The following is a 12,881-nucleotide window of genomic DNA, read 5'->3' as shown; positions in this document are numbered from 1 at the left end:
GAATTTCTTTTCGAAATTCTCTTTGTTGGGGGGGCGGTCTTTGTCGAACACTGTATTCTCGGGTGTCTTGTTATATATATTACGTATTCATGTGTCGTTTTACGGCGAAGTTTTTTAAGAAATAAGCATGGTAACATGATGCAACATCTGCTACTAATAAAACTTCGGTTTTTATGCGTTCAAATGATATTGTGGAAACTATACTTGATAAAAAGATTTTGGCGTTGCAATTTTAATCCGTTCTATTTATGTTCCACACTGTCTTTTCACTTGTTATGGATTGTAAATGAATAAAAGAAAATAATAGGCTATAATCGGTATAAAGACTTAGCGGAGGTACTGATATGACATATAATTTTGATGAAATCATTGATAGACGTTCAACCAATGCGATGAATGTTGAAGGCTATCTGCCATATTTATTTGGTAATGCAGATGTGTCAGATTTACAACATGCTGATGACTTAATTCGCTTGTGGATAGCGGACATGGATTTTGCGACACCTGACGTGGTACTGAATGCCATTCGTCGTCGTTTAGATCAAAAAATTTTAGGCTACACACAAGTATTCCATGTGGATTATTACAACGCATTTGTTAAATGGACGCAATCACGTTACGGCTATCACTTTCCGCAAGAGCAATTGGTCTTTTCTCATGGAATCGTTGCCGGATTGATAGAGTTAGTAAGTTATATTTGTAACAATGATGATTATGCGCTTATTTTAACGCCAAGTTATGGTCCATTTAAAATGGCATGTGATGAGAATCAAGTTGAGGTACACTACTCACCACTTATCAACGAAGAGGAGTATTATCGCATTGATTTTGATGATGTAGAACGTCAAATTGTACAACATAATATTAAGCTATGTATTTTCTGCAATCCACATAATCCATCTGGACGTGTATGGTCACGTGAGGAATTAGAACGCTTCGGAAATATTATGAAAGCACATGATGTGTGGTTAATTTCTGATGAAATTCACTGCGATATAATGAGAAAAGGTATGCAACATTTACCATTTGCGACCGTTCTTCCTGACTATGATAAAGTTATTACAGCCATGTCACAAAGCAAAGCGTTTAACATAGCTGGGCTTATGTTTTCAAATCTAATTATTAGGCATAAAGGACTATTAAATACATGGAAGCAATAACATTTTGGTAGTGAGAATCCATTGAGTATTGCAGCAACTCAAGCTGCTTATGAACAAGGTGAAGATTGGCTACAAGCTATGAATACTTATTTAGATGGCAACTTTGAATGGTTAAAACGATTTTTACAACAAGAGCTTCCAAATGCGAAATTTAAAATCCCAGAAGCAACATATTTGGCTTGGATAGATTTGAGTGATTATATCACGCAGCAGCATATTTCTGAACCTATGGCGAAGTATTTTATTAAGCGGGCAGGCGTGATAATCGAAGGTCAAGAACAGTTTGTACATAATGCAGATGGTCATATCAGAATTAATTTAGCTGTGCCAAGAACAGTGTTACAGCAAGGATTAACTAAAATTAAAGCAGCACTTATGTCATAGTTGAAACCATCATTTTTCTAAGGTGCATCTCAAAAGTTGGACAATGATCTGACTGTTAGGGATGCACCTTATTTTAATTTGTGAAAGGCATATTTCTTATGATTATATCGATAAGACATAAGCAAAGTTTAAACATCAATTAAGAAAAATTTAAGCTTAATAACATCAAAATTGTGATATATTGCACATTAGAAGGAATAAGTATGAATTACAGTCATAGTGTAAGTTGGATAGTTAAATAAGATTAAACAGATTTTAAATTGATTAAAAAATTGGTACTGTTGTTTGCGTCATTAAATGCATTATTTAAATACTATGATGTTTATTATCCTACTGTTAAGCAGCTACTTAACACATATGAGCTAGCGAGTTAAATGCGCTGATGATACAATTGAAAATCCTTTAGTAAAGAATGTTTATAGCTTAGAAGTTGAAGAAAAGTTGAGTTTAAATGATGCGAAAATGTTTTTGGGGTTGAATAACAAGAAAGAGAAAGGTTGATGATGTTGGGAACATTTATGGAAATATTAAAAATAATAACACCTGTGCTATTAGCTTCTGCTGTTATTGCTACACAATATTTATTATCACGTACAGGAAAAAAACGATTTGGATTAATTATTCCAATTATTACCTTGGCAGTAATTGTTTATATGCATATTACAGGGATTTTAGGATTGAAATTAATTGGGACCATCCTTTTAACAATTATTGCAGAGCTTTTTTTATTAGGGCAATGGGTAAGTGCTCAAGAAGATCGTAAGAAAAAACACGCTGAAAATGAAAGTAAGGATTTAAAGTTATAGAAGATATAACAATGTTAAGTTGAATTTTGACGTTGCTAAAAAAGATTGGAGATACATATTTAAATCATGCCGGGGCTGGACTACGAATTCATAATGAATTCTATCCTGCTCCTTTTTTAATGCAATTATTTTGATGTTATAGAAAACATAGATGAGGCATTACACTAAGTGTTAAACGCTGAAAAGGAACCGGCAGTATTTTGCTTCTTTGAAAAGCATTTGTGTATGTGTCTGGGATTAAAAAAGTGTATAAAAAATTGACTAAGCAAGGTTGCTATTTCTCAAATTGGCAATTATGAATTGCGATACTTAATTAAGGTCCACTTGTTTTATTTTTAAATTAACAATAACTTAAAATATATATTTATTTGAATATTCAAAAACGCGGGCGTAAAATGGTGGTGAAGAAATAAGAAAACGCTTGCAAAAATCTTCTTATTTCTAGAAACACTAGTCATTGTATATTAAGTCATAAAACATTGTGAACAAAAGGGGGGACATTCATGACAGAAAAGTATGATGTGATTATTATTGGTGCCGGTCCAGGTGGTTATGTGTCAGCAATTCGTGCGGCACAATTAGGTAAGACAGTAGCTATCATAGAAAAGAATAATGCTGGTGGTACATGCCTTAATGTTGGGTGTATTCCATCCAAGACCTTATTAGAGCATGGTAAGAAAGTGCATGACATTCAAAGTGCAGATGAATGGGGTATTCACACATCAAACTTGACGATTGATGCTGCGCAATTAACTTCACGTAAAGTACAAGTTGTACAAACATTAACAAGTGGTGTGACCCATTTATTGAAGAAAAATAAGGTTAGTTATTATAAGGGAGAAGCCAAAATTAATTCTGATCTTACAGTTACAGTAAATGATGAAACATTGTCATCACAAGATGTTGTATTAGCAACAGGCAGTCGACCATTTGTACCACCTATTCCAGGTTTAGAAAACGTTGATTATGAAACCACAGATACGTTTTTTGATATGGAAGCGTTACCTAAATCATTAGTAGTCATAGGTGGTGGCGTCATTGCTACAGAATTGGCATCATCCATGGCAGATTTAGGTGTCAAAGTAACCATTGTAGAAGTAGCAGATGATATATTGCTTACTGAAATTGATGAAGTGAGAGCGCTGTTGAGAGAACATTTAGAGTCACAAGGGATTGAAATTATTACATCTGCAGATATTGAAAAGGTAGAGAAAAAGTCATTGCATTTAAAAGGACAAGATACGATTTCTTTTGATCGTTTGTTAGTAGCAACAGGGCGTCAACCAAACATCGAAATTGTAAATGATTTGGAGTTGAGTCGTGACGGTAAGTACCTACAAGTTGATGTGCACTATCAAACATCAAAAGCACATCTTTATGCAATCGGAGATTTAACATCTGGTTATCAATTAGCGCATGCCGCAAGTGCTCATGGTATACATGTAGCTGAACATTTAGCTGGAATGCAGCCCAAAACAATTAAACAAGAAGATATTACTCGCTGTATTTATACACGCCTCGAGGCTGCATCGGTAGGATTATCAGCTGAACAAGCTGAAGCGCTAGGTTACGAAGTGAAAGTGACGACATCTGGTTTTCAAGGAAATGCTAAAGCCATAATTAAAGGTGAAGGACAAGGATTTGTACAGTTGGTAATAGATGAAAAATATAAAGAAATACTAGGTGCATTTATAGTAGGACCACATGCTACCGATTTAATTGGGGAATTACTAGGTGTTAAAGCATCTGAGGGAACGATTGCTGAGCTGAGTGAAATTATTCAACCCCATCCGGCATTGTTGGAAGCGATTGGAGAAGGTGCAGATGCTTATTATAATCAGGCGATTCATATGTGAGATATGCCATGATGTTTAGTTAAAGCAACGACGATGACTAAATGGACATAGCAAACCACTATCAAGAGGATATGAGGAGGAATGAGTTATGGAAAAAGAACAAGCACGTTGGATTTATAAGACAATGAATGAAATTCGCTATTTTGAAGAAAAAGTGCACAAAATTTTCAGTGATGGTAAAATTCCTGGTTTTGTCCATTTATATGTTGGAGAGGAAGCAGTTGCAACTGGTGTCATGTCACAACTTGAAGATGATGATTACATCACGAGTACCCATCGTGGTCATGGCCATGCCATCGCGAAAGGCTGTGATTTGAATGGCATGATGGCAGAAATTATGGGTAAAAAAACAGGATTAGGTCATGGTAAGGGTGGCTCTATGCACGTAGCCGAAATTGATAAAGGTATGTTAGGTGCTAATGGAATTGTAAGTGGCGGTTTTGGTTTAGCAATCGGAGCAGGTATTTCTATTCGCAACCAGCAGAAAGAAAATGTGGCTGTATGTTTCTTTGGTGATGGCGCTGCAAACGAAGGCAATTTCCACGAAGGACTTAATTTTGCGTCTATTTTAAATTTACCGGTTATCTTTGTTTGTGAGAACAACCAATTTGGTGAAGGTACAACACATGATTATGCCAGTGCGTCAGAGACAATTGCTGAACGCGCTTCTGCATATAACATGCCAGGTGTACGTGTGGATGGTATGGATGTCATGGCAGTCTTAGAAGCGACAGAAGAAGCGGTTGCGCGTGCTAAAAAAGGTGAAGGACCGACCCTAATTGAATGTGATACTTATCGGAAATATGGTCACTTTGAAGGTGACGAACAAAAGGTTAAATCACCAGATGATTGCAATGCTGATAAAAATGCAACCGAAGAATTTAGAAAGCAAGCGATTGAAGAAGGTTGGTTAACTGAAGACGAAGCTGACGACATTGAAAAAGCTGCAGAACAAGCAGTTGAAGATGCCGTGAAATATGCTGATGACAGTGATTTACCAGATGTCGAATCATTATATAAAGATGTATTTGCCTAAAAGGAGGATATCATTATGACTGAAACGCGAAAGCTAACATTTATGGGTGCAATTAACGAAGCGATTGATCAATCAATGGAACAAGATGAAAATGTCATTCTCATTGGTACCGATGTCTCTGGTGGTGCAGGCGTTAAGCACATTAATGACGATGATACTTTTGGCGGCGTATTTGGAGTGACAAAAGGATTAGCGAAAAAATATAGCCGTAATCGTGTCATTGATACACCGATTGCAGAACACATTACATTAAGTGCAGGAGTGGGAGCAGCAGCTACAGGTTTGCGTCCGATTGCAGAACTTATGTTTAATGATTTTCTAGGATTTGGATTAGATCCTATTTTAAACCAAGGCGCTAAAATGAGATACATGTTTGGCGGTAAGGCTAAAATTCCACTTGTCGTGCGAACAGTTCATGGGGCTGGTGCAGGTGCAGCGGCACAACATTCTCAATCACTTTATAACGTGTTTGCTGCGATACCAGGTGTAAAAGTAGTTGTTCCGTCAAACCCATATGATGCCAAAGGATTATTAATGGCGGCGGTACAAGATGACAATTTAGTCGTATTTTCAGAAGATAAAACATTACTTGGACAAAAAGGAAATGTGCCAGAGGAACCTTATACCGTTGATATAGGTAAAGCACGTGTTGTCCGTGAAGGGGAAGATTTATCCATTGTGGCAATTGGTAAAATGGTTGCTGTAGCCGAAGAAACCGCAGATCGTTTAAAAGACGACAATATTTCCGTTGAAGTGATAGATTTACGCACTGTCTCACCATGGGATGAAGAAACTGTATTAACATCTGTTAAAAAGACCGGACGTTTAATTGTGATTGATGAATCTAACCCACAATGTAATGTTGCAGGAGATATTGCTTCGGTTATGGGCGACCGTGCTTTTGATTATTTAGATGGTCCAATTAAAAAAGTAACGGCGCCAGATACTCCTGTACCATTCGCAGCAAACTTAGAACAAGCATATATTCCAAATGCAGATAAAGTATTAGATATTGCAGCAGAATTAGTTGATGACTTAAGAAAAGTTAAATCATAAATGAGGGGGTGACATAAATGAGTCAAAATATCATTATGCCAAAGCTAGGTATGACAATGACAGAAGGTACTGTAGAAGAATGGTTTGTCGCTGAAGGTGATGATGTCAACGAAGGTGATAGTATAGCAACCATTAGCTCAGAAAAATTAACCCAAGATATTGAAGCGCCAGCGACAGGAACATTGCTAAAAATCGAGGTTCAAGCAGGAGAAGATGCTAAAGTTAAAGGTGTTCTTGGAATCATTGGTGATGCAGACGAAGCTACAGATAATAGCTCAAGTTCAACTGAGTCAACAAATGAAACTGCAGATGTGGAAAAATCACCACAACACACGCGTATCTTTATTTCACCACTTGCACGCAATATGGCTGAAGACAAAGCGTTAGATATTAATCGCATAAAAGGCACAGGTGGAAATGCACGTATTACCAAATTAGACATTCAACGCGTAGAAGCTCAGGGTTATGATTACGATGACAGTAAAGCTACTGAAACATCAGTCCAAACAAGTAAAAACGTTGATGTTACTAATATTGGAGAAGGATTAAATCCAATGCGTAAGCGCATCGCACAAAATATGCGTGAAAGTTTAGCTAACACAGCCCAATTAACATTACATCGCAAAGTAGATGCCGATTGTCTACTTGATTTTAAAGACAAATTAACCGTTGAATTAAATCAAGCAGATAAAGATGTGAAATTAACTGTAACTGCACTCTTAGCTAAAGCAGTTGTACTTGCCTTAAAAGACTATGGCGCAATGAATGCACGCTATGACAATGGTGAGCTATTGGAATATGAGGATGTTCATTTAGGTATTGCAACATCATTAGAAGAAGGGCTAATGGTACCTGTTATTAATGAAGCTGATACGAAAAGCATTGGTGCACTCGCTGAAGAAATTAAAAAAACATCTCAAGCCGTACGTGATGGTCACACAGATGATGTTCAATTGAGTGGTGCAACATTCACCATCACGAATATGGGTACAAGTGGTATTGAATACTTTACGCCTATTCTTAATCTAGGAGAAACAGGGATTTTAGGTGTTGGTGCATTGATGAAAGAAGTCACATTAGATGGTGATAGTTTGAGACAAGTGTCACGTATTCCTTTAAGTTTAACTTTCGATCATCAAATATTAGATGGCGCAGGCGCTGCAGAGTTCTTAAAAGTATTAGCAAAATATATCGAAAATCCATATTTACTTATTTTATAATAGGACAGCACACCCTCAATGCATTGGTTAAATGGATTGAGGGTGTTTTTTTGGAAAATTACTATCTTTTATTGTAAGATAGTTGACAAAATGAATTTGATGTACTATCTTATATTACAAGATAGTTGATAAAAAGGTGATAGATATGTCTGTTTCGAATCAAATGATGAAGGGGCTTTTAGATGGTGCAATTTTAGGCTTAATTGCAAAAGGTGAAACGTACGGTTACGAAATTTTAGAAAAATTGAAAGAAAATCAATTTCCAGAAATTAGTGATGGGAGTATTTATCCAGTTTTACTACGTCTAAGCAAAAAGGGTTATGTGCATACCACAACACGTAAATCCAATAATGGCGGCCCTAAACGCAAATATTATACAATTTCTGACAGTGGTTTAGACGAATTAACACGTTTTAAAGAAAAATGGCAATATTTAAATATTGGAATGACAAATTTATTCGGGAGTGAAATAAATGTTAAGTAAACAGTCAGAGGAATTTTTAACTAAACTTAGAGTAGAATTGTTATTTAGAGGTAAAAGTGAAGAACAAATTGATGAAATAGATGAAGAATTAAGAGATCATTTAACGATATGTGAACAGCAAGGTAAAGATGTGAGCGATATTATTGACACGCCAGTACAAGATTATGCCAATCGCTTTGCACGGCATATGCCGTTTGCTAATCAATTGGCTAAGTATATGACTTACTTTATTCTCTTTATGATTGCCGTATTTACTATCCCAGATTTATTTACTAAATCATTTACATTAAGTGTCGGTTATATTTTAAATATTTTCTTTATCTTCTTTATCAATGTCATTGTAGGATTGTATGTAATTAAAATGCTTATTTTAAAATTTGGAGATAAGAAGAGGCTTTATGTTTTAGCCTTTTTGACTGGTTTTCCTATCTTTGGCTTAATGGTATTAAGTACGTATTTAACAGGAAAATTTCCGATTTATAACATCGTGACATTGAATCAACAGCAAAGTATTATTTTAGGGATAGTCTTACTTATTGCAGTTATGTTAGCATGTATTTTACTAAAGCAAAAAATGTATGCACTGATTATTTTAGCACTTTGTATGCCTAATATTGTTGCGTGTTTGTTTGCTAAAGACAACTCACAATATATCTATATTTCTGTGATAGGCTTAGTTATATTGACTTTCGTATTTATCGCCTTTAACATCTATCAGTTTTGGAAAGAAAGCCGTACTAATAAATCGAAATAAATTGAAATATAAAAACCAGAGTCATGATACTTAAAAGTTAAGTATTGCATGGCTCTGATTTTATTTGGATGATGTCTGAACAACATCTATTATAATAAGACTCAAAACTTACTATAAAATCGCTACACTATTATTATACATAATATTATGGGATTATAGTGGTGTTTTAGCAATAAATATGAGTAATTTTATAAGAATTAATAGACAATTTACAAAAAGTGTCGCCTAATTTCTAATTATTTTAGTTGTGTAGTTTATTTTTCTTCTGCAATTGTGACTTGACGAATAAAAATTGAGAATATAATGCACAATCTATACAATAAAATTGTACGAAAATAGTTGTAAATTTAACACTTTCAAATATAATTATATCAACTATTCAATAATCGTTATTTTGGACGTGCACAAGCGGTTTACTGCGATATAATCAAAACATAGCAACTTTCGAGTTGCTAAATTTAACACAAGTGAAGAATTTGTGTATGAAGCTATAGTCAAAAAGTTGAAATCACTGAGGTTCCAACGACACATCGATCGATGCTCTGCAGAGTATAACGCGCTACAAAATTAGTTGGATTTGTAGCGCGTTATTCAATTTGTAATAATAAAGAAAACTTATTTACTTCGCAAGATTTCAGACATTAATTGTGTATAAAGGCCACTCGCTTTGTAGCCAATTAAGATATCTTCCGTTTGAATTTTCGAAATGTGAGGTAAACCTCGAATTTTACATACCTTTTGATGATAATCTTCAAAAGAAACAGACGTTTTAGATTGAAATAACTCATAGAAATAACGATCAAGTTCACGCGTTTCATTCACAGTATAGCCGTATCGCAATAGCATTAAGTCACGAGTTTTTAAGTCAGGTGCTAATGTTTCTCGTAACATATCGATAGATTGTTTTATTAACAATAATTCATGATTTAATGCTTCTTGATTCAAACTGTTCAACTCCTTATTACTAAGAATAACCCTAACGTATCATAGCTTAATAAGATATGAAAGTAATGAAGGACAGGGGCCCCAGCAAAGAGAATTTCGAGAAGAAATTCACCAGGCAACGCAAGTTGGGGTGCTGAATACATATAATAAAAAATATAAAATGAGATATGCTAGAATGTTACTAATAATAGCATCATAGGTTATGTCAATAAGACATCTACGTATATATAAAGATTAAAACATGGAATAAAATTACTGGAGGCAAGAACATGCTAGCAATTTTGAAAAGCACGGTTAAATTCATGCTCAAGTTTCTTGATTTTGAAAAGAAATGGGACTACTATTTTATGTTCTTTTTGAATTCAATTGTTATCATTGGTATTTTTTGCTTTCCATTAGCTATAGAAATAAAAATACTGCTAAATTTAAAGAATGATTTTTTGGAAATTATGCTAATTGCTATCGTATGTGCATTGATATTATCAAATATAATGGTATGGATCGTATTAATACAGACATGCTTAAACTTTTTTATAATTTACAGGGATTTGCAAGGTAGATGGTTTATCAAGAGAGGTTTAAATAGAAAATTTTATGAAAACAAATTAAGGTTAGATACAGTAGAAGATATAAATAAGGAACTTGCTTCAAAAAATGTAGATTATCCATTACGAGCACTTTATAAATGTATTCATTATAGATACTATGATTTTGAAGGGAATATGTACGAAGAAATTGCATGTATATTTAGCAAACTTCATATGATACGAATGCATCTTTTTTCCCATCCGCATAAGAAGAAAAAGCTGGGTCTGCTTATATTAACCTTTATGATGAGCATAATGGTATGTATTTCATATATTACAGGTGGAAGTCCAATATTTTTAAATCGTATTATACCATATGCACAGTGTGTTTATTGCTTGATTAGTACAGGTATTCTAGCATTTATCAATGATGATCTTATAACAGAAAATAATAGGGCGAAAATTTTAGTAATACGGTATTTTCAACAACGAAATAATAATAAACGAAATTTTTAATAGAGGGCGGGACTACGAATTTATTATGAATTCTGTCCCGCTCTCGTCGTAAGAAGCACAAAGATGATTTCTAATATCAAACCATCTTTGTGCTATTATTTTGTGTTGAGACCTATATAAATATTACTAGATCCTTCATTGCTTTCCGTTTTGTTCCAGGCTACAATAAGTATTTGAAAACGGTTGCTCATTAAACAACAACGAATCCTGAGATAGAGAGTAGGGTGAATGATGATTGATCGACAATTGAAATTAGTACAGTTATTTTTAAATAATCAATCGAGTTATTTAACGTCAGATGAGATTGCAACGTATTTAAATGTATCGAATCGGACGGCACGAAATGATATTAAAATTGTAAATATGTCACTGTTAGCAGAACTGATTATAAGTGTAAAGGCTAAAGGATATACGCTTAATACGGCGCGTTACACGATTGAAGATATCGAAGCGGCTCTTCAAAGATTTTCTTTGCAGGATAGTAACCATCTAGTGCAGCTGGGTTATCGATTGTTGATGCATCATACCATCGTAACTCTGACAGATTTGGAACAACAATTTTGTTTCACAAAGCGTGAATTATTGGATTATTTAGAGCGTTTGCGCATGTGGTGTGACAAGTTTGAAGTAGATATACATATTAAAAAAAGAAAAGGTATTATTGTAGAAGGTAGTGAAACTGCAATAAATAATGCAATTTTACATTTGAATCAGTTAGCAACACAGCATGTACGTGTGGAAGATTTGATTCTGAATGAACTACCCGAAGCACATGTTTGTACAATACGTCAGATTTTTAAAACTAATTTACAAGCGGAGCAACTATCTACATCCGACATACAAATAGAACAATTGATGATCCATCTTATTTTAATTATGAAAAGACATCAGTCGAATGCACAGTCTTGGCATTTAAATGAAGAAGCCTTAGTGATTTCACGAGGAATTATTGAAGAAATTAATCATCGTTTAGGCTATGACTTAAATGATGATACAAGCCAACTATTCTCTTTTTTCATCGGTTATCATTTTAATAAGTTTGAGCTAACGTTCGAAAAACTATTTATTGATAGTTATATTCAACAATTAATTTTAAAAATGGAAGCAAAGATGCATATTCCATTTAGTCAAGATGTTATTTTAAAAGACAATCTAACGGAACATTTTAGTCGTACGTATTTGAGGATTATAAAAGAAGTGTATATGAATAATCCATTGACGAGTGAAATCAAAACGCTCTACCCATATGTCTTTAATGTATTATTTGACATTGTTCAAACACTGTCGCAAAGAGCGGATATTACGCTGAGTGAAGATGAAATTGCCTTTTTAACCATTCATTTTCAAGCATCCATTGATCGAAATGAAGTGACGCGTGTTCATATGGTTATTTGTTGCTACTATGGCTTAGGTATTTCTCAACTATTAGAAACGAAATTAACAACATTAAATCGACATATTAAAGTGCAAGATACGCTTCAGTATGATGATTTGGCTACTTATTCATTTGAAGGTGTGGACGTTTTAGTGATGACACATGATATAGATGTTGAGGTACCATCATATGTTGATGTCATAAAGATATCTCCATTATTATCAGAAAAGGATCAACATCAAATTCAATCATTGGTTAAGCAAAAGCTTAATCCAACCATAACCTCCCATGATATGAGTTCAATTCCTATTAAAGTGATTACAGCTAAGTCATATCAAAGTTTGCCTGAGTTATTTGATCGTGCACATGATATTTTAATGGCATGTCATGCAGTGCAAGAGGATTACATTCATACAGCATTATTACGTGAGAAAGCATCATCCACCTATATTGGACATGGTGTAACAATGCCACATGGAGATCCAGACAAGGTGCTAAAGTCACATGTTCTAATTTTTAAACATAGTGAGGGTTTTTATTGGCAAGAACATGAGGTCAAGTTAGTCTTTTTCTTAGCCATTACACCTCAAGATATACACATGAATAAGCAACTGATGCACGTACTAGCTCAATTAGATGATTCAGCTGTAGAACACTTGAGTCGCTTAGACGAAGTTGCATTTAAACAAGAAATTTTCGGATTAATACAAGGATAATTGCCGGTACTAGTGGCAATTATCTTTTTTAATGCCTTAATGTTAT

At 34.4% G+C, this 12,881-nt stretch carries 10 protein-coding genes and 1 pseudogene; 10 read left to right on the top strand and 1 reads right to left on the bottom strand.

Translation table 11 applies throughout. The features are described from left to right. Window positions 1-344: 344 nt before the first annotated feature. From CD041_RS09925 to CD041_RS09890, 8 genes and pseudogenes are all read left to right on the top strand, one after another. A pseudogene (locus tag CD041_RS09925) lies at window positions 345-1,544 on the top strand (MalY/PatB family protein). 500 nt (window positions 1,545-2,044) lie between these two features. After that, the gene (locus CD041_RS09920; RefSeq protein WP_226952526.1) at window positions 2,045-2,350 is read left to right on the top strand and encodes a hypothetical protein; all 306 of its coding nucleotides are present in this window, start codon (window positions 2,045-2,047) and stop codon (window positions 2,348-2,350) included. A gap of 503 nt (window positions 2,351-2,853) precedes the next feature. Continuing rightward, complete coding sequence (lpdA, locus tag CD041_RS09915; protein ID WP_070648113.1) at window positions 2,854-4,206, top strand: dihydrolipoyl dehydrogenase; 1,353 nt, start codon at window positions 2,854-2,856, stop codon at window positions 4,204-4,206. An 88-nt stretch (window positions 4,207-4,294) separates the two neighbouring features. Beyond that, window positions 4,295-5,242: a thiamine pyrophosphate-dependent dehydrogenase E1 component subunit alpha gene (locus CD041_RS09910; RefSeq protein ID WP_080606665.1), complete on the top strand. Its 948-nt coding sequence runs from the start codon at window positions 4,295-4,297 to the stop codon at window positions 5,240-5,242. A 15-nt stretch (window positions 5,243-5,257) separates the two neighbouring features. Then, window positions 5,258-6,298, top strand: coding sequence for an alpha-ketoacid dehydrogenase subunit beta (locus tag CD041_RS09905; RefSeq protein ID WP_070648114.1), 1,041 nt, complete (start codon window positions 5,258-5,260; stop codon window positions 6,296-6,298). A gap of 17 nt (window positions 6,299-6,315) precedes the next feature. Further along, window positions 6,316-7,518 carry a dihydrolipoamide acetyltransferase family protein gene (locus CD041_RS09900; protein ID WP_070648115.1) on the top strand — a complete coding sequence of 401 codons (1,203 nt, stop codon included), beginning with the start codon at window positions 6,316-6,318 and terminating at the stop codon, window positions 7,516-7,518. Window positions 7,519-7,663: 145 nt separating this feature from the next. Next, a complete protein-coding gene (locus CD041_RS09895) occupies window positions 7,664-8,002 on the top strand; it encodes a PadR family transcriptional regulator (RefSeq protein WP_070648116.1) in 339 nt (112 codons plus the stop codon). Next, window positions 7,992-8,756 (top strand): hypothetical protein, encoded by a 765-nt coding sequence (locus CD041_RS09890; protein WP_070648117.1) that lies wholly within the window; start codon window positions 7,992-7,994, stop codon window positions 8,754-8,756. Before CD041_RS09895 ends, CD041_RS09890 begins: the two co-directional genes overlap by 11 nt. 615 nt (window positions 8,757-9,371) lie before the next feature. On the opposite strand, the gene CD041_RS09885 is transcribed toward CD041_RS09890, so the two are convergent. Beyond that, the gene (locus tag CD041_RS09885) at window positions 9,372-9,701 is read right to left on the bottom strand and encodes a hypothetical protein (RefSeq protein ID WP_070648118.1); all 330 of its coding nucleotides are present in this window, start codon (window positions 9,699-9,701) and stop codon (window positions 9,372-9,374) included. Between the two features lie 269 nt (window positions 9,702-9,970). Between CD041_RS09885 and CD041_RS09880 the strand changes: the two genes are divergently transcribed. Continuing rightward, window positions 9,971-10,744 carry a hypothetical protein gene (locus tag CD041_RS09880; protein ID WP_002479032.1) on the top strand — a complete coding sequence of 258 codons (774 nt, stop codon included), beginning with the start codon at window positions 9,971-9,973 and terminating at the stop codon, window positions 10,742-10,744. A gap of 228 nt (window positions 10,745-10,972) precedes the next feature. Beyond that, a complete protein-coding gene (locus CD041_RS09875; RefSeq protein ID WP_002460735.1) occupies window positions 10,973-12,835 on the top strand; it encodes a BglG family transcription antiterminator in 1,863 nt (620 codons plus the stop codon). Window positions 12,836-12,881 lie beyond the last annotated feature (46 nt).

The organism is Staphylococcus lugdunensis, assembly GCF_002901705.1.
In the GTDB taxonomy this organism is placed as follows: Bacteria; Bacillota; Bacilli; order Staphylococcales; family Staphylococcaceae; genus Staphylococcus; species Staphylococcus lugdunensis.
The sequence above is the reverse complement of the archived record's forward strand: the minus strand, read 5'-3'. Positions and strand labels throughout refer to the sequence as shown.